The sequence below is a fragment of the Pseudonocardia oceani genome (assembly GCF_019263585.2).
Taxonomy (GTDB): Bacteria; Actinomycetota; Actinomycetes; order Mycobacteriales; family Pseudonocardiaceae; genus Pseudonocardia; species Pseudonocardia oceani.
In genome coordinates, this window is record NZ_JADQDF010000001.1 from 1,708,939 (window position 1) to 1,728,684 (window position 19,746).

At 74.8% G+C, this 19,746-nt stretch carries 17 protein-coding genes; 7 read left to right on the forward strand and 10 right to left on the reverse strand.

What is annotated here, in order from left to right; all coding sequences use genetic code 11:
* Positions 1-21 precede the first annotated feature (21 nt).
* Complete coding sequence (locus I4I82_RS08420; protein ID WP_172158556.1) at positions 22-228, reverse strand: cold-shock protein; 207 nt, start codon at positions 226-228, stop codon at positions 22-24.
* A gap of 338 nt (positions 229-566) precedes the next feature.
* Here I4I82_RS08420 and I4I82_RS08425 point away from each other — a divergent pair, with 338 nt between their 5' ends.
* From I4I82_RS08425 to I4I82_RS08435, 3 genes are all read left to right on the forward strand, one after another.
* Positions 567-1,334: a carbonic anhydrase family protein gene (locus I4I82_RS08425; RefSeq protein WP_218593489.1), complete on the forward strand. Its 768-nt coding sequence runs from the start codon at positions 567-569 to the stop codon at positions 1,332-1,334.
* Between the two features lie 224 nt (positions 1,335-1,558).
* Complete coding sequence (locus I4I82_RS08430; RefSeq protein ID WP_218593488.1) at positions 1,559-2,458, forward strand: VldE C-terminal domain-containing protein; 900 nt, start codon at positions 1,559-1,561, stop codon at positions 2,456-2,458.
* A gap of 169 nt (positions 2,459-2,627) precedes the next feature.
* Complete coding sequence (locus I4I82_RS08435) at positions 2,628-3,656, forward strand: VldE C-terminal domain-containing protein (protein ID WP_218595608.1); 1,029 nt, start codon at positions 2,628-2,630, stop codon at positions 3,654-3,656.
* 5 nt (positions 3,657-3,661) lie between these two features.
* On the opposite strand, the gene I4I82_RS08440 is transcribed toward I4I82_RS08435, so the two are convergent.
* Positions 3,662-5,785, reverse strand: a complete 2,124-nt coding sequence (locus tag I4I82_RS08440; protein ID WP_226369941.1) for a PhoX family protein — start codon at positions 5,783-5,785, stop codon at positions 3,662-3,664.
* Positions 5,786-5,877: 92 nt separating this feature from the next.
* Complete coding sequence (locus tag I4I82_RS08445; RefSeq protein WP_218594535.1) at positions 5,878-6,309, reverse strand: hypothetical protein; 432 nt, start codon at positions 6,307-6,309, stop codon at positions 5,878-5,880.
* Between the two features lie 112 nt (positions 6,310-6,421).
* On the opposite strand from I4I82_RS08445, the gene I4I82_RS08450 reads away from it, so the two are divergent.
* Positions 6,422-7,024, forward strand: a complete 603-nt coding sequence (locus I4I82_RS08450; RefSeq protein WP_218595609.1) for a ClpP family protease — start codon at positions 6,422-6,424, stop codon at positions 7,022-7,024.
* Here the strand turns inward: I4I82_RS08450 and I4I82_RS08455 are convergent.
* A complete protein-coding gene (locus I4I82_RS08455; RefSeq protein WP_218593064.1) occupies positions 7,021-7,791 on the reverse strand; it encodes a pentapeptide repeat-containing protein in 771 nt (256 codons plus the stop codon). The genes I4I82_RS08450 and I4I82_RS08455 overlap by 4 nt on opposite strands.
* A gap of 87 nt (positions 7,792-7,878) precedes the next feature.
* On the opposite strand from I4I82_RS08455, the gene I4I82_RS08460 reads away from it, so the two are divergent.
* Positions 7,879-8,904, forward strand: coding sequence for a 6-phosphofructokinase (locus tag I4I82_RS08460; RefSeq protein ID WP_218593063.1), 1,026 nt, complete (start codon positions 7,879-7,881; stop codon positions 8,902-8,904).
* Here I4I82_RS08460 and I4I82_RS08465 read toward each other — a convergent pair.
* Together I4I82_RS08465 and I4I82_RS08470 are read right to left on the reverse strand one after the other, a co-directional pair.
* Positions 8,874-9,494, reverse strand: coding sequence for a DUF4126 domain-containing protein (locus I4I82_RS08465; protein ID WP_218593062.1), 621 nt, complete (start codon positions 9,492-9,494; stop codon positions 8,874-8,876). The two genes, I4I82_RS08460 and I4I82_RS08465, sit on opposite strands and share 31 nt — an antisense overlap.
* Before the next feature lie 36 nt (positions 9,495-9,530).
* Positions 9,531-10,268, reverse strand: a complete 738-nt coding sequence (locus I4I82_RS08470; RefSeq protein ID WP_226369942.1) for a LuxR C-terminal-related transcriptional regulator — start codon at positions 10,266-10,268, stop codon at positions 9,531-9,533.
* A 174-nt stretch (positions 10,269-10,442) separates the two neighbouring features.
* Between I4I82_RS08470 and I4I82_RS08475 the strand changes: the two genes are divergently transcribed.
* Positions 10,443-11,933 (forward strand): helix-turn-helix domain-containing protein, encoded by a 1,491-nt coding sequence (locus I4I82_RS08475; RefSeq protein WP_218593061.1) that lies wholly within the window; start codon positions 10,443-10,445, stop codon positions 11,931-11,933.
* A gap of 8 nt (positions 11,934-11,941) precedes the next feature.
* On the opposite strand, the gene I4I82_RS08480 is transcribed toward I4I82_RS08475, so the two are convergent.
* Positions 11,942-12,364, reverse strand: a complete 423-nt coding sequence (locus I4I82_RS08480) for a MarR family winged helix-turn-helix transcriptional regulator (protein ID WP_226369943.1) — start codon at positions 12,362-12,364, stop codon at positions 11,942-11,944.
* A 71-nt stretch (positions 12,365-12,435) separates the two neighbouring features.
* Between I4I82_RS08480 and I4I82_RS08485 the strand changes: the two genes are divergently transcribed.
* Positions 12,436-13,071, forward strand: coding sequence for a maleylpyruvate isomerase family mycothiol-dependent enzyme (locus tag I4I82_RS08485; RefSeq protein ID WP_218593060.1), 636 nt, complete (start codon positions 12,436-12,438; stop codon positions 13,069-13,071).
* Here I4I82_RS08485 and glmS read toward each other — a convergent pair.
* The 3 genes from glmS to I4I82_RS08500 form a co-directional block, all read right to left on the reverse strand.
* Complete coding sequence (glmS, locus tag I4I82_RS08490; RefSeq protein ID WP_218593059.1) at positions 13,058-14,884, reverse strand: glutamine--fructose-6-phosphate transaminase (isomerizing); 1,827 nt, start codon at positions 14,882-14,884, stop codon at positions 13,058-13,060. The two genes, I4I82_RS08485 and glmS, sit on opposite strands and share 14 nt — an antisense overlap.
* A gap of 30 nt (positions 14,885-14,914) precedes the next feature.
* Positions 14,915-15,181 (reverse strand): hypothetical protein, encoded by a 267-nt coding sequence (locus I4I82_RS08495; protein ID WP_205347193.1) that lies wholly within the window; start codon positions 15,179-15,181, stop codon positions 14,915-14,917.
* Positions 15,182-15,969: 788 nt separating this feature from the next.
* Positions 15,970-19,725, reverse strand: a complete 3,756-nt coding sequence (locus tag I4I82_RS08500) for an ABC transporter ATP-binding protein (protein ID WP_226369944.1) — start codon at positions 19,723-19,725, stop codon at positions 15,970-15,972.
* Positions 19,726-19,746: the final 21 nt, after the last annotated feature.

Sequence of the window (19,746 nt, forward strand, 5' to 3'; positions counted from 1 at the left end):
GCTCCTGTGACGAGCTGTGGATCAGGCGACGACGCGCACGCCGGTGGCCTGGGGGCCCTTGGCGCCCTGGCCGACCTCGAACTCCACGCGCTGCCCCTCGTCGAGCGAGCGGAAGCCGCTCGCGTCGATCTCGGAGTAGTGCACGAAGACGTCAGCGCCGCCCCCGTCGACGGAGATGAAGCCGAAGCCCTTCTCCCCGTTGAACCACTTCACAGTTCCCTGCGCCATGCGATGAGCTCCTAGCAGATGGTGGTGGGGGCCGCACTGCGCAGCCACCCGGCCGACCGACCCTGACGAACGACCACCCGGGCCTCTGTGGACCGGACCGTCGTGCGCCAACTTGTTCCTGCGGGCGTGCATCACACGAACACCGAAACCGACGGACGAACAACGCAACCCTACACCTGTCGATCAGGTCGCGGAACCGGGTCGGTGATCGGCGTTCGCCCCCGCTCGAACACCTCCGAACGCGCCGTAGGGATGCGACGACGGGCGGTAGTGGGCGCCACCGGGGTCCGTAGGTTTTTCACCTGTACGTGTGAGTCCGCCGAACGGAGCCCGTCGCAGTGCCCACCCGCCGCACCTTCCTCGTCGCCCTTCCGGTCGCCACCGCCGCGCTGGTCCTGCCCCCGGGTGCCCTCGCGCACGCCGGCGCACGCCGGCGGGGGACGCCCCACCCGCAGCAGAGCCCGATCGCGCTGGACACCAGCACGACGAAGCCCGCTCCTGAGCTGCCCGAGCTCGTCGTGGCGTACCCGGACGACGTCGAGGTCTCCGTGCGCTACGTCAGCCGCGACCCGGACGACCCCGCCGGCTGCACCACCCGGGGGCACGAGGAGACGGTCGAGGCCGAGGTACCCGAGGGCGCGGCGGCGGTCCTGCTCGGCGGCAGCCGCTACGAACTGGTGCAGTTCCACTTCCACACCCCGTCCGAGCACACACTCGACGGACGGCGGTTCCCGGTCGAGCAGCACTTCGTCCACCGCGGCCCGAACGGCGAGACGCTCGTGGTCGGGCTGTTCCTCACCGACGACGGTGCCGGCGGGACGCCGCAGGACGTCGTGCTCGCGCGACTGCCCGAGGAGTGCGGGGAGGAGGTCACCGTCGGAGGGCTCGACCTCGCCTCGGCACTGCCCTGCGACCTGTCCACGCTCCGCTACCCCGGATCGCTCACGACCACCCCGAACACCGAGGGCGTGTCCTGGCTGGTGCTGCGCGCGCCGGTCGCGGTGGCCCCGTCGACCCTGCGGGGGTTCCAGGAGCTGTTCCCCGAGGGCGACTCCCGCGACCTGCAGCCCCTCGGCGACCGGGTGGTGCGTCTGCGGGAGCAGTGAGGCGGTGTCCGGTGTTCCGAGTGGAGCAGTGGGACGCCGTTCGTCGCACGCTGCGTCACGGTCGGCGTAGCGGAGTGCGTCCGGGAGAGCGCGACGGCCGGAGGTTGCCTAGGTTCGGTCCCGGGTCAGTGACGGCACGGTCACGAACTGGACACGGGACTCCCCACCCGACCGGCTCCCCCGAACCGGATGTCCAGCCGCGCCGTCGTCCCGGAAGGTTGGTCGTGGCTCGGCATCGCTCCCCCCGAGGCCGCCGCGCGCACGAGGGCAGTCCGTTCCCGGCACCGCGCCGGGCCACCGGAACCCCCTCCCTGCGCCGGACGGCGTCCGTCTCCACGCTCGCGCCCGCGTTCCCCGGGCCGCTCGCGTCCACCCCGGTCCGCCGGGGTGCCGCCGTCGTCGCCGTCGCCGGTGGCGCGCTGTCGCTGATGGGGGCCGCGGCCCCCGTCGCCGCGCCGCAGGTCGCCGACGTCGCGGCGCTCGCGCAGCTGCCCGCGCAGGACGCCCCCAACCGCGACGTCGCCGCGCAGGACCTCACCGACGTCCTGCTCCGCTCGTCGGTCGAGCCCGTCGCGCCCGACCCCGACGTCCTCGACGACCCGTCGCCGCTCGTCAAAGCCGTGCAGATGGCCGAGGAGCAGCTCGCGCGGGCCGAGGAGGAGCGCGCCGCCGCCGAGGAGGAGCGCGCCCGCGAGGAGGCCGAGGAGGCCGCCGCGCAGGCCGCCGAGGCAGAGCGCCGCGCCTCCGTCGGCGCCGACTGCGGCCTCGACACCGGCCAGCTCGGTGCCGTCAAGGACTACGTCCGCGAGGCCGCGGAGTTCCTGGGCTGCCTGTTCGGCGAGCCGACGATGCACGGCGTCGCAGGGCGCGCGGGCACGTCGGACCACCCGTCGGGCAAGGCCATCGACTTCATGGTCGACCGCTCCACGGGCGATCAGCTCGCCGCCTGCGCCCTGCGCAACCAGGACTCGCTGGGCATCAGCTACGTCATCTGGGAGCAGCGGATCAACCACGGCAGCGGCTGGGAGCCGATGGAGGACCGGGGCGGCGCCACGGCCAACCACTTCGATCACGTGCACGTCTCGTTCGACTCCGCCGGCGGCGGCGAGCTCACCGGGTGCTGAGCGCCGCTCGTCGCGGTCCGCGACACGCCCACCTCACTCCTGGTGACAATCGACTCCGATCCGTGACCGATTCGCTACTGTTCGCGGCGGAACAGCCCGTACGGCACCGGAGTCCCCGCTCCGGCCGGTCCCCGAACCGGACGCCCGACGGCCCGACGAAGAGGTAGACGTGTCCCGGCACCGCTCCCCCGCCGGCCGGCACGCGCACCCGCGGTCAGCTCCCCCGGCCGCGATCCCCGGTGCGTGGCCGCGTCGCGCCGACGCGCCGCCCGCCCCTGCGCGGGACGGCGGTGGCGTCGCCCTGCTCGACCCGCCCGGCACGCCCCTGCACGACCCGCGCGAGTTCCCCGCCCCGCCGCGCGAGTTCGCCGCTCCGCCGCGCGAGTTCGCCGATCCCGCCCGCCCCCCGACCACCGCCGGCCGCACGGGCCCCCGTCACTCCGCCCCGGCCGTCCGCAACGGGCTCGTGGCCGCGGCCGCCACGGCCGGCCTGCTCTCCGTGGCCGCCCCGCTCGTGCCGGCCCTGCCCGCCACGGATCCCGCCGGCTCCACGACGCTCGCCCTGGCCGCCGAGGCCGCGGCCGCCGCCGGCACCCCCGCCGACGCAGGCACCGCGGCCGTGGCGCAGCCCTCGCCCGTGCAGGCCCTGGCCGCGCCCGTCGACGGCCGGCTCCTCGCCGCCAGCATCCTGCCCGTCCCGGGGCGGACCGAGGTGCTCCCGCCGCAGGCCGACGCCGAGTCGCTGCTCAAGGCGGCCGGGCTCGCCGACGCCGCCCGCGCGTTGGAGGAGCAGCGCCTGGCCCGCGAGGCCGCCGCGAACTGCGATGTCCCGCTTCGCGGCCTGGGCTCGGTCAAGGGCTTCGTCCGCGACGCCGCCCGCTTCATCTCCTGCCTCTACGACCAGCCCGCGCTGATCGGCGTCGCCGGGCGCGCCCGCGTCTCCGACCACCCCCGCGGCCTCGCGATCGACTTCATGACCGGGCGCGAGCGCGGCGACCGGATCGCCGAGTGCGCCCTGGCCAACCAGGACGAGCTGGGCATCAGCTACGTGATCTGGCGCCAGCGCGTCAACTACGGCGACGGCTGGGAGCCGATGGCCGACCGCGGCGGCGCCACGGAGAACCACTACGACCACGTGCACGTGTCGTTCGAGCGCGGCGGCGGGTCGGGCGCCCCGCTCGCCGCGGCCTGCTCGTAGGGGCCCTACTCCCCGATCCGGCCCGGCCCCGACGCGCCCTCGCGCCAGATGTTGACGACCGACGGCCGCGGCTGCGAGCCCGGGCCGTCCGGCCACGTCGACTGCGGCGTCTCCGGGCTCGCTCCGTCGAGGTCGCCCGGATGTTGTGGCGAGATCAGCACGAACTCGTCGGTGACGACCGGCCCGCAGCACTCCGCCCCGTTGGGCACGCTGGCGAACAGCGCGGTGCGCCCGCGCGTCGGCCCCTCCAGCGAGACGCCGTAGAGCCCGTCGTTGATGCCCGCGGGCGTGCCGGGCAGCTCCAGCGCACGGCCGGAGTCGGTGGAGATCCACAGGTTGCCGCGGCCGTCGAACGCCAGGTTGTCCGGCGAGGTGATCGGGCTGACCTGTGACTTGTCGAAGCCCGCGAAGTACGTCCCCGGGTCGTCGGGGTCGCCGCAGACCAGCAGGATCCGCCACGCGAAGGCGGGCGCGGCCGCGTCGCCGCCGTCCTCCTCGAGCTCCAGGACGTGCCCGTGGGCGTTCGTCGTGCGCGGGTTCGCCTCGTCCGGGCCGGCCTTCCCCTCCGTGCCGCGGTCGGTGTTGTTGGTGAGCGCGACGTAGACGCGGCCGGTCACCGGGTTGGCCTCGACGTCCTCGGGACGGTCCATCTTCGTGGCGCCGACGAGGTCGGCGGCCTGCCGCGTGAAGACGTAGACCTCCTCGGCCGACATCCCCGGCACGAAGGACTCGGTCCCCGCGGCGAGCTTGATCCACTCACCGGCGCCGTCGAACGCCCCGTCGGCGGGCACGGCCCCGTCGCCGGTGATCTCCGCGGCCGGGCTGTCGCCGGTGAAGCGGGCGACGTAGAGGGTGCCGTCGTCGAGCAGGGTGGCGTTGGCCTCGCGGGCGGCGCGGGTGCCGCCCTCCTGCATCGCGCGGTCGGAGACGAACTTGTAGACGTAGTCGAAGCGCTCGTCGTCGCCCATGTAGGCCACCGCGCGGCCGTCGGCGGCGAGGTGGGTCGTGGCGCCCTCGTGCTTGAAGCGGCCCAGCGCCGTGCGCTTGACGGGTGTGGCCGTCGGGTCCTGCGGGTCGACCTCGACGATCCAGCCGAACCGGTTGGGCTCGTTGGGCTCGGCGAGCATGTCGAAGCGCGGGTCGAAGCGCTCCCACTTGCGCTCCGACGCCTCCTCCGTGATGCCGTAGCGCTCGGCGCGCGCCAGGACGGCGGGGTCGACGACCGACGCGGCGTTGGCGAAGTACTGGTTGAAGTTCTCCTCGCCGGACAGGAACGTGCCCCACGGCGTGACGCCGCCCGCGCAGTTGTTCAGCGTGCCGAGCACGCGCGTGCCGGTGGGGTCCGCGGAGGTCTGCAGCAGCGCCGACCCGGCGGCGGGCCCGGTGAGCAGGAACTCCGAGGTGGCGGTGTAGCGGCGGTTGAGGGGGTCGAGGACCGCGCGCATCTCGCCGGTGGCCGGGTCGCGCTCGACCACGTGCACCGACAGCCCGTGCGCGGCCATCCCGATGCGCACCTGCGTCTCGGTGGGGTTCTCCTCGTCGTAGCCGGGGAACATCAGCGGCTCGATCGAGTACTCGTGGTTGTTGAACATGACGAGGCGGTCGCCGTCGAGCGGCAGGACCCCGCAGAAGTCGTTGTTGTAGCCGAACTGCTGCGCCTGCGCCTCGGGCGTCTGGTTCGCGAAGTCGAACTCCGGGGCTCCCGGCACGACCGGGTCTCCCCAGCGGATCACGACGTTGCTGGCGTACCCCGGGGGCAGCGTGATGCCGTCGGTGTTGTTGACGGGGACGGTCGCGTAGTCCAGCCCGCGCGGCAGCCCGCTCGCGGTGACCTCGGCGGCCGGCGCCACGGCGGGCGAGGTGGTGCACGCGGCGAGCGCCCCGGTGGACCCGACGGCCAGGGTGATCACGGCTCCGGCCCGCAGCGCGCCGCGGCGGGAGATCGCGCGCTGCAGCACGGCCCCGAAGTACTCGTTCTCGGAGCGGTTGGGCACCGGCCGCGCGCAGGCGTCGCCGCAGCGGTAGCGGCAGGTGTAGAGCCGGCCGGGTCGGTGTGCGGCCGCGAGCAGGGGGAGCTCGACGGCACCGGGCCGGGTGGTGGAGCCGGCGTCCGGGCAGGGCTGGGCCACGGTCATCCTCCTGGTGGGAGTTCGGGAGGACCGACCCTAGGTAGCCCGTTCGCCGAACCGGTGATCCCCGGATGGACGACAGGTGAACGTGCTCAGCTGCCCGGCGTCGCCTCGTGGCCGGGGCGTCCGGCAGTGCGTCGGCGCTGCTTCATCTCGGCCTCGAGCACGTGGCGGCGCCCGTCCATCGTCTTGTCGCGGACGGTCCGCTCCAGCTCGCGCCAGGTCGCGTAGTAGCCGTCGTCGAACTCCTCCACGATCTGGAACGTCCAGCGCCCGGCGAGGACGTTGCGCCCGACGAGCTCGGACTCGATGCGCTCGGCGAGGTCGGCGTGGCCCTCGGCGCGCAGGCCCTCGGTCACGTCGTCGAGCATGGCGTCGGCGCCGCCCATGAGCTGGTGGAACTCGTAGAGGGCGCCGCGGGCGCGCTCGATGCGCTCCAGCGCCTCGGAGAGCGCGCCGACAGCGGACACGAGGTCGTCGGAGGCACCGGCGGGACGGGCGTGGTCGTCGTCGAGGGGTTCCACGGCGAGCACGTGCCCCGTTCGCCCACGGCGCAAACGCGGGCCCCCGGCGAACACGGCCCGCAGCGCGGGCCGGCGGTCCTAGCGTCGGGCCACCGACACCCGAGGAGTCACCGTGCCCCCGCAGCCCGTCCCGCCCCCGCCCCATCCGCCGTTCCCCGGGCCCCGGCCCTCCCACCCCACGGCCTCCGCCTCGTCGACGGTCCTCGTCGCGGGCGCCGACCCGGTCCTCGACCACCTGCTCGACGTCCGGGTCGTGCACGTCGGCGGCGTCCTCGACGACGACGCCGCGCAGCGGGTCTGCGCGCGCCTGCGCCTGCTCGCCGCCCGCGACGCGCGCCACGACGTCGTGCTGACGGTGTCCTGCACGGGCGGTCCGGCCGGGGCCGCGCTCGCCGTCGTCGACACGATGGAGCTGATCGGCCCCGACGTCGCGACCTGCGTGGTCGGCGCCGCTTCCGGCGTGGGGCTGCTGCTCGCGGCGAGCGGCGCGCCCGGCAAGCGGACGGCCACCGCGCACGCCCGCCTCACCCTGCTGGCGCCCGCGGAGCCGTTCGGGATGGCCGTGCTCGCGCCCGGGCAGCAGGCCGACGTGGTCGCGCTGCTCGCCGCGCGCACCGGCCAGGGGGTCGACCGGATCACCGCCGACACCGCGGCGCGGCGCTGGTTCACCACGCCCGAGGCGGTCGCCTACGGACTGGTCGACGGGCCGGCCTAGGTCACCGTCCAGTGCCCGGGCCGGTCACGCCCGGCCGGCAGCGTGGTCGCGGCGTCGCCGCGGGCCGCGTCGAGCTGGGGCTGCACGCCGAACAGGACGCCGGTGAGGTCGGCGCCGCGGAGGTCGGCCCCGCGCAGGTCGGCGCCCAGCAGGTCGGCGCCGCGGAGGTCGGCCCCGCGCAGGTCCGCGCCCAGCAGGACGGCCCCGCGCAGGCAGGCGCGGCGCAGGTCGCGCCTGCGTGCGCCGACGAGGTCGGCCCCGGCGAGGTCCGGCCCGGCCGGGTCGCGGACCTCCGCGCTCACCGCGCGCAGCAGCCCCGCCACCTCCGCGCGGTGCGCCGACGGGTCGAGCGCGGCGAGGTCGTCGGGGGTACCGCCGACCAGGCGCAGCGTCTCGTCGCGGGCGCGGCGGACGGCGGCGTCGTGGCTGCTGCCGCGCTCGAGCGCCTCGGTCTCGTACGCCAGGAGCTCGTGCAGCACCCGCACCACGGGGAACACCGCGCCGACCCGGGCGTCGAGCCGCCCGCCGAACGTCACCTGGACGACCCGCTGGCCCGCGCCGAAGCAGTCGTAGACGGTGCAGCCGGGGAAGCCGCGCTCGCGCAGAGAGGAGTGGATGCCGCAGCCGTGGTCGGGGCGCAGGTTCGGGCACGGCGTGCCGGCGGGCTTGTCGATGGCGAAGTCGGCCGACGCGGCGAACGCGGGCAGGACGCAGCAGAGGCCGGCGCAGCGCGCGCAGTCGGCCCGCAGGTCGGTCGGGGCGGGCACCCGTCCACGGTACGGGGCCGATAGGACGCCTCCGCGCGCACGGCGCTAGCGTGTGCCCACTTCTGCATCGATGGAGAGGCCTCTCACATGCGCGTCGGCGTGCTCACCGGTGGCGGCGACTGCCCCGGACTGAACGCGGTCATCCGGGCGATCGTCCGCAAGGGCGTCCCCGAGTACGGCTACTCGTTCCTCGGCTTCCGCGACGGCTGGCGCGGCCCGCTGGAGGCGCTCACCAAGCCCCTCGACATCCCCGCGGTGCGCGGTCTGCTGCCGCGCGGCGGCACGATCCTGGGGTCGTCGCGGACCAACCCGTTCGCGGTCGAGGGGGGCGTCGAGAAGATCCGCACGAACCTGCAGAACCTGGGCGTCGACGCGCTCATCGCGATCGGCGGCGAGGACACGCTCGGCGTCGCGACGAAGCTGCACGAGATCGGCGTCAACGTCATCGGCGTGCCGAAGACGATCGACAACGACCTCTCGGGCACCGACTACACGTTCGGCTTCGACACCGCGGTCAACATCGCGACCGAGGCCATCGACCGGCTGCACACCACCGCGGAGAGCCACCACCGCGCGCTCATCGTCGAGGTGATGGGCCGCCACGCCGGCTGGATCGCGCTGCACGCCGGCATGGCGGGCGGGGCCAACATCATCCTCATCCCCGAGGTGCGGTTCGACATCGAGCAGGTCTGCCGCTGGGTCGAGTCGCGGTTCCGCCTCGACTACGCGCCGATCATCGTCGTGTCCGAGGGCGCCATGCCCAAGGACCGCGACGAGTCCCTGCTCAACGGGGAGAAGGACGCGTTCGGCCACGTCCGCCTCGGGGGGATCGGCGACTGGCTGGCCAAGGAGATCGAGACGCGCACCGGCAAGGAGGCCCGCACCACCGTGCTCGGGCACGTGCAGCGCGGCGGCACCCCGACCGCCCGCGACCGCTGGCTCGCGACCCGCTTCGGCCTGCACGCGATCGACGCCGTGCACGCCGGGCAGTGGGGCCAGATGACGGCGCTGCGCGGCACCGACATCACGATGGTGCCGCTGTCGGAGGCCACCAAGGAGCTCAAGGTCGTCGACCCGGCGCTCTACGCCGAGGCCGAGGTGTTCTTCGGGTAGCCGCCGGCGGTCCGCCGCTCCCGCCACGCGCGGTAGCGGCGGTACCCGCGGCGCACGTTGCGCCACAGCACCACCAGCAGGATCACCCCGATGACCAGCAGCACCGCGGCGATCCCGAACGCCACCACCGGCGCGACGACGACGAGCGTCGCCACCCCGGCCACGGCGACGTCCTCCCCCAGGCTCACGCCGATGTTCGTGACGGGCTCGGGCGAGGTGTTGACGATCAGCCGCAGACCGCCCTTGACGAGGTGGCTCACGAGCGCGGCCGCCCCGCCGCTCGCGGCCAGCACCGCCTGCTCCAGCGAGGTCGCGTCTCCGGCCAGCAGCAGCCCGATCACCGCGCCCGCCGTCGGCCGGATCGCGGTGGACACCGCGTCCCACAGCGAGTCGACGTAGGGGATCTTGTCGGTGACGAACTCCAGCAGGTAGAGCACCGCGGCGACGACCAGCACGTCGGTGCGGGTCAGCGCCTCGGGCACCGCCTCGATCCCGCCGAAGCGGCCCAGCACGCCGAGCACGACCACGCAGAGGTAGGCGTTGACGCCGCTCGCCCACCCGCTCGCCAGCACCGCCGGCACCAGCTCCATATGGTCAGGCTAGGCGCGGGAGATCACGGGGCAGCCTCAGACGATGCCCTGCCGGGTGGCGGTGTAGACGATCTCGGTGCGGCGGCGGACCTCGAGCTTGTCGCGCAGGTTGCGCACGTGGAACTTGACGGTGGCCTCGCTGATCAGCAGCCGCGCGCCGATCTCGCGGTTGGACATGCCGACGGCGAGCAGGCGCAGCACCTGGTTCTCGCGGTCGGTGAGCATCGCGCCGCCGAGCCGGCGGACGGCGGGGCGGTCGTCGTCGCGCACGACGTCGACCGACGGCTCGACGCCGCGGGGACGGGAGTCGAAGACGCTCTCGCCGCGCAGCAGTGCGTGGATCGCGCGGAGGATGTCGGCGGTCTCGGCGCCCTTGCGGAGGTAGCCGTGCACGCCGAGGCGCACGGTGCGCATCATGACCTCGCGGTCGCGGTTGCCCGTGAGCACGAGGATCCGGGCGCCGCGGTGGCGCTCGAGCAGCATCCGGGCGAGGTCGACGCCCGCCGAGTCGCCGCGGCCCAGGTCGACGTCGAGGATCACCAGGTCGGGCGGGCAGCGGTCGGCGACCACGAGCGCGTCGCGCGGGGATGCGGCCTCGCCGACGACGGCGAGCTCGGGGTCGGGGGCGACGAGCTGCCGCAGTCCGAAGCGGACGATGGCCTCGGAGTCGACGAGCAGCAGGCGGGCGGTCCGGCGCGCCGTCGGGGTGGCGATGCCGGTCATCGCGCGGTCGAGCAGGGCCACGTCCGGTTCGAGCACGGCTTCGGTCGTCACGGGCGAACCTCCTTGGGGCCGTCGGGCGTGTCACGCGTCACTGGTCCCGGACCCTAGGTACCGCCACGTTGCCTCGACGTTGCACGCGCAAGGAGGGCCCGCTTGCCCCGTTCGGAGGCCTGGGCGATGATGTCGCCCGGGGCAAGTCCTGGAGCGACGACGCTCGGAGCACACATGACGACGCGCGGTACGCAAGGCCTGCCCGTGCCCGATCCGGTGGAGCACGCCCGCGCGCTGACCGGCATCTACGATTCGGCGATGTCCGGCGGCACGGGTGCGGAGGCGCCGCGGTCGCTGGTGTCCGCGAGCTGGCAGCGCAGCCTCGCCGCGCAGGTCGATCCCGAGCGGCAGACACCGCGCGCGGTGCTGGCCGAGGACGACCTGCCCGACCTGCGCGAGACCCACCCGCTCAACGAGGTCCTGCCGCTGCTGCGCAGCACGCTCGTGAGCATCGCCGACGAGGCCATGCACGTCATGCTCGTCACCGACGCCGACGGCACGATCCTCTGGCGCGAGGGCGCGGCGCGGCTGCTGCACATCGCCGACGACACCGGCCTGTCCCCCGGGTTCCGGATGTCGGAGGACGCGATCGGCACCAACGCGATGGGTACGACGCTGGCCATCGACGCCCCCGTGCAGATCCACTCGGCCGAGCACCTGGTGCGCGCGTTCCACGCCTGGACCTGCGCCGCCGCCCCCGTCCACGACCCCGACACCGGCGCGATCCTCGGCGCGATCGACATCAGCGGCCCGCTGCACACGGTGCACCCGGCGATGGTGCAGCTCGTCTCGGCCACCGCGCAGCTCGCGGAGAACCAGCTGCGCGTGCGCCTGGCCATCGCCGACGAGCGGCTGCGCGTGCGCAACATGCCGCACCTCACGAGCGTGCGCGGGCAGGCTGCGCTCGTCACCCCCACCGGCCGGATCATCGCCGGCGAGCCCTACGGCACCTGGCCCGAGCGCGTCGCACTGCCGCAGGGGTCGGGCCGCGTGCTGCTCGACGACGGCCGCGAGATGGAGGTCGAGCCGCTCGCCGAGGGCTACCTGCTGCGCACGCCGCGCGCCGCCGTCCGGGCCGTCCGGCGCAGTGCGCTGTCGCTGCGGTTCACCGGCGAGTCCGGCCCGCGGGTCGTGCTCAACGGCAAGTCGGTGCAGGTCACGCTGCGCCCGGCGGAGATCCTCACCGCGCTCGCGCTGCACCCCGGCGGCCTCACCGCCGAGCGCCTGGCGCTGCTGCTCTACGGCGACGACGGCAACCCCACCACCGTCCGCGGCGAGATCCTGCGCCTGCGCGGGCTGATCGGCGCCGACGTCCTGCGCACCCGGCCCTACCGCCTCGACGCCGTCGTCGACAGCGACTTCGAGGCCGTCCGCACCGCCCTGCGGGAGGGCCGCGCCGCCGACGCGCTGCAGGCGTGCGCCGGGCCGCTGCTGCCGCGCTCGGACGCCCCGGAGATCCGCGAGCTGCGCGACCAGATCGAGGCCGGGCTGCGCCGCGCCGTCCTCGACGCCGACGACCTCGGCCTCCTCGTCACGTTCGCCGCCCACCCGCTGGGCCGCGACGACCTGGAGGTGCACGACCTGCTGGTGGAGCTGCTGCCCGAGCAGGACCGCCGCCGCCCCGGCATCGTCACCCGCCGGGAGCGCCTGCTCGCCGACGGCTGAGGGCTCGGCTACCCGTACGGGTCGGTGATCTCGCTCAGCCGCTCCAGCGCCGCCCGCAGCTCGCGCATGGCCCGCGGGCCGAGGTGCGCCGCCCACTCGGCCTCCACCTCGGCCACGGCGGCCGCGGCCACCGGCAGCACGCGCTCCCCGCGGGCCGCGATCCGCACGAGCCGCGCGCGGCCGTCCGCGGGGTCGGGCACGCGCTCGACGTAGCCGGCCCCCTGCAGCTGGTCGACGAGGAACCCGGCCGACTGCTTGGTGATCTGCGCCTGCTCGGCGAGGTCGGTGAGCCGGCTCCCGCCGGGGGCGATGCGCTGGAAGACCCGGGCCTGGGCGAGCGTCACGTCGTCGAAGCCCGCCGCGACGACGGCGGCCATGACGCGCTGCTCCATCGCGCGGTAGGGCAGGAACAGCAGCAGCCCGGTGTTCACGCGTCCCCTCTCGACACTGGTCAGAGAGTCTGACTATAGTGGTCAGCCTCTCTGACGAAAGGATAGGTGACGTGGACGAGGACGCGAGCTGGCGGGTGATCGCCGCGGAACGCCGGGCACTGGCCGATCTGCTCGACGGCCTCACGCCGCAGGAGTGGGAGAGCGCGTCGCTGTGCGACGGGTGGCGGGTGCGCGACGTGGCCGCGCACGTCGCGCTGACGCCGCAGCACCCGAGCATCGGCGCGATGCTCGTCGGCGCGGTGCGGGCCCGCGGCGACTTCGACCGCCTCAACCACGACCTCTCCGTCGCCCATGCCGCGCGGCCGCCCGCGCGGCTCGTCGAGGAGCTGCGGATGCACGCGGAGAGCCACAGGCTGCCGTTCGTCACGTCGTACCGGAACCTGCTGATGGACGTCGTCACGCACGTCCAGGACGTCGCGGTCCCGCTGGGCCTGCACCACGACCCGCCCGCCGACGGCGCGCACGCCGCGGCGCAGCGCGTGTGGGACATGGGATGGCCCTTTCACGCGCGGCGCCGGCTGCGCGGGCTGCGGCTCGTGGCGACCGACGGCCCGTTCGCCGCGGGCGAGGGCGAGGAGGTCCGGGGCTCGACCGTCGCCCTGCTGCTCCTGATGAGCGGGCGCACCGCCGCGGCCGCCCGGGACCTCACCGGCCCCGGGACGGCCCGGCTCGCTACTCGACCGTGACGCTCTTGGCCAGGTTGCGCGGCTTGTCGACGTCCCGCTCCAGGGCCACGGCGGCGTGGTAGGCCAGCAGCTGCAGCGGGATCGAGAGCAGGATCGGGTCGAGCTCCGGCTCGTTGCGCGGGATGACGATCGTGCGGTCGGCCAGCTCGACCGGCAGCTTCCGGTGCGCGAGCGCGATCACCGGGCCGCTGCGGGCCTTGATCTCCGAGAGCGTCGAGGTGTTCTTGTCGAGCAGGTCGTCGTCGGGGACGATCGCGACCGTCGGCATCTCCGGGCTGATCAGCGCCAGCGGACCGTGCTTGAGCTCGGCCGACGGGTACGCCTCGGCGTGGATGTAGGAGATCTCCTTGAGCTTCTGCGCGCCCTCCCGGGCCACCGGCCAGCCGCGGCGGCGGCCCACGAACATCATGCTCGGGCTGGGCGCGATCTCCCGCGCCACCTCGGCGATCTCGTCGGAGAGCTTCAGGATCTCGCGCACCTGGTCGGGCAGCGCGGCGAGGCCGTTGATGATGCGGGTGCCGTCGGTCGGCGAGAGGTCGCGGATGCGGCCCAGGTGCAGGGCGAGCAGCGCGAACGCCGTGACCGTCGAGGTGAACGACTTCGTCGCCGCCACCGACATCTCCGCGCCGGCGTGCAGGTAGATGCCGCCGTCGACCTGGCGGGCGATCGTCGACCCGACCACGTTGACGATCCCGATGACGCGCCCGCCCTTGCGCTGCAGCTCCTGCACCGCGGCGAGCGTGTCGACGGTCTCGCCGGACTGGCTCACCGCGACGTAGAGCGTGTCGGGCTCGACCACGGGGTTGCGGTAGCGGAACTCGCTGGCCGCCTCGCTCGTGGCGGGGAGCCGGGCGAGGTCCTCGATGAGCTGCGCGCCGAGGTCGCCCGCGTAGCAGGCGCTGCCGCAGCCCAGGATCTTGACGCGGCGGAACTCGCGCGCCTCGCGCACGCTGAGGTTGAGCCCGCCCAGGTGCGCGGTGGAGAAGCGCTCGTCGAGGCGACCGGCCAGCGCGCGCGTGATCGTCGTCGGCTGCTCCTCGATCTCCTTGATCAGGAAGTGGGCGTGGTCGCCGATCTCGGCGCCGACGACGTCCCAGTCGATCGTCGACGGGCTCTTCGCCGTGGACGTGTCGTCGAGGGTGAAGGTGCGGTAGCCGCCCGCGGTGAGCGAGGCGAGCTCGCCGTCGTCGAGGTAGACGACCTGGCGGGTGTAGCCGACGAGCGCGGCGACGTCGGACGCCACGAACATCTCCTTCTCGCCGACACCCAGCAGCACCGGGCTGCCGTTGCGGGCGACGACCACGCGGTCGGGGTGCTCGGCGTCGACGACGGCCAGTCCGTAGGCGCCGACGACCTGGCGCAGCGCCCAGCGCACGGCCTGCTCGAGGTCGGCGGCGCCCGCGGAGAAGGCGGCGGCGACGAGGTGCGCGACGCACTCGGTGTCGGTCTGGCTGACGAACTCGACGCCGTCGGCCGTCAGCTTCGCCCGCAGCTCCTCGGCGTTCTCGATGATGCCGTTGTGCACGACCGCGATCCGGCCGGCGGAGTCGGTGTGCGGGTGCGCGTTCTCCGGCGTCGGGCCGCCGTGGGTGGCCCAGCGGGTGTGGCCGATGCCGGGGGCGCCCTTGAAGCGCGCGGGCAGGTCGGCCGCCAGCGCCGAGACCCGGCCGCTGACCTTGCGCACCTTCAACCCGGCCTTCGTCATCACCGCGACGCCCGCGGAGTCGTAGCCGCGGTACTCGAGCCGGCCCAGACCCTCGAGGAGGATCGGTGCCGCGTCCTGCGGGCCGACGTAGCCGACGATTCCGCACATGGAGGTTCTCCCAGGGTCGCTGTTCCGGCGTCAGCCGTAGACGAGGCGGCGCAGCTGCCGGGCCGACAGCGCCGGCGGGGACACCCGCCGCGTCGCCAGCTCCGGGCCGAGCGCCGCGAAGATCCGGTCGTTGTGCCAGCCACGGTTCCTGAGCTCGGCGTGGCGGCGGCGGACGTAGTCCTGCACCGGCTCCGCGAAGTAGCTCAGCACCTCGGCCACCACCCGCTCGGCCTCGCTCGCGCTCAGCGGGGAGCTGCGCACGAGGTGGTCGACGAGGTCGTCGTACGGACCGGGCACCCGGCAGATGCTGCCGGATCACCAGGAGAACGCCAAATCCCTGCCCGGAATCGGGCAGGAGTGGCGGGGAGCCGCGCTGAACGGCACGTCCCTCGTCTCCAAGCCCGCGAGTCGGGGTGTCGTGGCGAGCGTGTCGGGGTGGTGGTGCGAGCTGCACGCCTGGTGGCGGCTCGCGCGGCGCGACGTGCGCAGGCGGCCAGGAGGTACGTAGGCGCGGGTTCGGGCCCACACGCGGCCGCACCTGGGGCCCACGGCCCTGGTGGTCGTTGTCAGTCGTCGCGAGTGCGCCCTGACCGCCCTCCCGACGACCACCACGTCGCACTTCTGGCGATCACCACCAGATCGGTCCCGTGCACCCGGTGCAGCATCTCGAACTGCGCATCCGTTGACCTCCCGCGCGCAGCGGCGTGCGCAGACCGCCAGGAGGGTGCGCGGTTGCCGGTCGGCGACGCGATCCCGGCCGTCGCAGCCGCGCGTTCCGCGGAACGCAGTTCGCGCCGCCGTGATCATCGGAAGTGCGCCTTCGCTGCCCTCCCCGCGACCGTCACGTCACGCTCCCGACGATCAGGGACCCGCGAACGGCCCCGGGCCCTCCCGCAACACGAGCCCGACACGGTCGCCGCGAGAGATCCCGACTGACGGGGCGGAACGGCGCACTCGCCGGGGTCGCGCGGCGAACTCGCGCGGGTTGAGCGGCGAACTCGCCGGGCGGGAGGGCGAACTCGCCGGGCGGGGTGCGCAAACTCGCGGGGCTCGGGAGGCAAACTCGCGGGAGGGGTGGGGCGGGGTCAGGCGGCGGGCTCCAGTTCCCCCGCCCTCCACAGGCGGGCGTAGGGGCCGCCGGCCGACACCAGCACCTCGTGCGGGCCCTCCTCCACGATCCGGCCCCCCTCCAGCACCACGATCCGGTCGGAGCGGGCGGCGGTGGCGAGGCGGTGGGCGACCACGAAGGCGGTGCGGCGGGAGACCACGCGGTCGCCCGCGGCCAGGACCGCGGCTTCCGTGGCGGGGTCGAGCGCGGCGGTGGCCTCGTCGAACAGCAGGATGTCGGGGTCGACCAGCTCGGCCCGGGCCAGCGCGATGAGCTGGCGCTGCCCCGCCGACAGGCCCTGCCCGCGCTCGCCGACCGGGTGCCGGAAGCCGCCGGTCAGGGTGCGGACGAGGTCGAGCGCGCCGACCGCGCGGGCCGCCGCCTCGATCTCCGCCGGCGTCGCCGAAGGCCGGCCGTAGGCGATGTTGGCGGCCACGTCCCCGGTGAACAGGTGCGGCTCCTGCGGGACGATCCCCAGCCGGTGCCGGTAGTCGGCGAGGGCGAAGCGGCGCACGTCGGTGCCGTCGACCAGCACCGCGCCGGACCCGGCCTCGTAGAACCGCGCCAGCAGCTTGACCAGCGTCGACTTGCCCGCTCCCGTCGCCCCCACCAGCGCCACGGTCTCGCCGGGGGCGACGCGCAGCGACACGTGGTCGAGCGCGGGGCCCGGCGCCCCGGGGTAGGCGAAGCAGAGGTCGCGGAGCTCGACGCCGCCCCGCAGCCGCGCCGGCACCGGGGCCGGGTCGACGGCCGGGGCCTCGGAGGTCGGCGTGCGCAGCAGGTCGGAGATGCGGGTGAGGCCGACGCGCGCCTGCTGGTAGGCGTCGAACACCTGGGAGAGCTGCTGCACCGGGGAGAAGAACAGGCCGAGGTAGAGCAGGAACGCGGTGAGCACGCCGGGGGTGAGGTCGCCGGCCGCCACCCGGGCGGCGCCGACGCCGAGCACCGCCACCTGCGAGACGTCCGAGAGCAGCGCGACGAACGGGAAGTACGTGGCGATGTAGCGCTGGGCGCGCATGCGGCTGCGGCGGTAGGCGTCGCTGCGGTCGGAGAAGGCGGCGGCGCTGCGCTCCTCGCGGACGTAGGCCTGCGCGATCCGGACGCCGGAGACGTTCTCCTGCATGTCGGCGTTGACCGCGCCGACCTTCTCCCGCGCCTCCGCGTACGCCCGCGACGACAGCCGCCGGAACACCACGGTGGCCACGACCAGCACCGGCAGCACCGCGAGCGCGACGAGCGCCAGCGCGGTGTCGGTGACCAGCAGCGCCACCGCCACCCCGACGACGGTGAGCAGGCTGACGACGGCCTGCGCGAGCCCGGTCTGCAGGAACGTCGAGAGCGCGTCGACGTCGGTCGTCATCCGCGTCATGATCCGGCCGGACAGCTCGCGCTCGTAGTAGTCGAGCCCGAGCCGCTGCAGGTGCGCGTAGCTCCGCACGCGCAGCAGGTAGAGCAGGCTCTCCCCCGCCCGGGCGGTGACGACGGTCTGCGCGGCGACGACGAACCACCCCAGCGCGACGACGCCCAGCCCGAGCAGCGTGGCCGTGAGCAGCGTGCTGCGCGAGCCCGCGGTGATGCCGCCGTCGACGGCGAGCCGGGCGACGGTCGGGAACGCGAGCGTGGTGAGCGCGTCGAGCGACACCAGCACGATCGTCAGCGCGAGCAGCCACCGCACCGGCCGCAGCAGCTTCACGAGCCGGAAGCCGGGATCGGGGGCGGTGGGCTCCTCGTCGCCCAGGCGCGGGGTCTCGCGGGCGGGCGGGAGCGCGTCGACGGCCGCGGCGAGCGCGGGCGTCACGGGCATCGCCCCGGCCATCGCCGACGGCCCCCCGACGCCCGACGGCCGCCCCGTGCCGGTGCCGGCCGACGCCGCGGCCGCGCGCAGCGCCCCGTCGGACGCCGTGACGGCGGCGGGCTCGGGCCACAGCTCCGGCGTCACGCCGCCGGGCCCGGCCGAGGTGGCGGTGGGCGCGTGCGCGTCCTCCACGGCCAGCAGCTCGCGGAACAGCGGGCAGCGGGCCGTCAGCTCGGCCTCGGTGCCGATGTCGACGACCTTCCCGGCGTCGAGCACGGCCACGCGGTCGGCCAGCGCGAGCGTGGAGCGGCGGTGCGCGACGAGCAGCGTCGTGCGCCCGGCGGTGAGCGTGCGCAGGGTGTCGTGGATGGCGGCCTCGGTGGCGCTGTCGACGGCCGAGGTGGCGTCGTCGAGCACCAGCACGCGGGGGTCGGTGAGGACGGCGCGGGCCAGGGCGATGCGCTGGCGCTGCCCGCCCGAGAGCGTCAGGCCGCGCTCGCCGACCATGGTGTCGTAGCCGTCGGGGAGGCGGTCGACGAACTCGTCGACCTGGGCGGCGCGGGCGGCGGCGCGCACCTCGGCGTCGGAGGCGTCCGGGCTGCCGTAGGCGATGTTGGCGCGGACGGTGTCGGAGAACAGGAACGCCTCCTCGAACACCACCCCGAGCTCACGGCGCAGGTCGTTCAGGCGCAGGTCGGGCAGCGGCACGCCGCCCAGGCGCAGCGACCCCTCCTGCGGGTCGTAGAACCGCGGCAGCAGCAGCGCGACCGTCGACTTGCCGGAGCCGGCCGTTCCGACCAGCGCGAGCGTCTCCCCCGGCGCGACCGTCAGCGACACCCCGTCGAGCACGGGCTCCTTGCGCGAGTAGCCGAACCGGACGCCGTCGAGCTCCACCGACAGCGGCCCGTCGGGCAGGTGCGCGGGGACGGGCGGGTCGACGACGTCGGGCTGGGAGTCGACGAGGTCGTACACCCGCTCCACGCCCGCCCGCGCGAGCTGCGCCGACACGACCAGCGAGCCGAGCAGCCGCGCGGGGCCGACGAGCCCGGCGACGTAGGTCGTGAACGCCAGGAAGGTCCCGAGCGTGATCGACCCGGTGAGCGCGAGGTACCCGCCGAGGCCGATGACGCCGACCTGGCCGAGCGTGGGCAGCGCGAGCAGCGTCGGGTTGAGCCGCGCGGTGAGGCGGGCGGCGCGCATCCGCTCGGCGTAGAGCGTGCGGGCGCGGCCCTCCAGCGCCCCGACCTCGCGCGCCTCCTGCCCGAACCCCTTGACGACCCGGACGCCGGTGACGGTCTCCTCCACCTGCTGCGCGACGTCGGCCGCGCGCTGCTGCGCCGACCACGTCGCCGGGAACAGCGACGCCCTGGACTTGGCGGTGACGAACCCGGCGAGCGGCAGCAGCACGAGCGCGACGAGCGTGAGCAGCGGCGAGAGCCACAGCATCGCCGCCACCGAGGCGACGACGAGCACGACCGAGCCCAGGGCGAGCGGCACCATCGACAGCAGCGACTGCACGAGCTGCAGGTCGGTGATCGAGCGCGACACGACCTGCCCGGTGCGCAGGGCGTCCTGGCGGTGGCCGTCGAGGCGCTGGACCGCGGCGAAGACCTGGCGGCGCAGGTCGTGCTGGACGTCGAGCGCGAGGCGACCGGCCAGGAAGCGCCGCAGGAACGACGCCCCGAAGCGGACGAGCGCGAGCGCGCCGATCGCCGCGACGACCGTGCCGAGGACGGCGGTGGACCCGGCCACGGCGTCGTCGACGGCCACCCGCGTCAGCAGCGGGCCGACGGCCTCCAGGCTGACGCCGAGCGCGGACGCCACGAGCGCGCCGATCGCGACGCCGCGGTGGTGCAGGCACGCACCGACGAGGCGGCGGATCCACCCGGGTGCTGGGGAGCCGGGCGCTGCGGAGCCGAGTGGTGGGGAGTCGGGCACGTCAGGCACCAGCGCCGGGGC

What these genes read in the sequence shown, in the direction of transcription:
- I4I82_RS08475 (WP_218593061.1), top strand. Translation starts at nt 10,443, where the DNA reads ATGACGACGCGCGGTACGCAAGGCCTGCCCGTGCCCGATCCGGTGGAG.
- glmS (WP_218593059.1), bottom strand. Translation starts at nt 14,884, where the DNA reads ATGTGCGGAATCGTCGGCTACGTCGGCCCGCAGGACGCGGCACCGATC.
- I4I82_RS08465 (WP_218593062.1), bottom strand. Translation starts at nt 9,494, where the DNA reads ATGGAGCTGGTGCCGGCGGTGCTGGCGAGCGGGTGGGCGAGCGGCGTC.
- I4I82_RS08460 (WP_218593063.1), top strand. Translation starts at nt 7,879, where the DNA reads ATGCGCGTCGGCGTGCTCACCGGTGGCGGCGACTGCCCCGGACTGAAC.
- I4I82_RS08420 (WP_172158556.1), bottom strand. Translation starts at nt 228, where the DNA reads ATGGCGCAGGGAACTGTGAAGTGGTTCAACGGGGAGAAGGGCTTCGGC.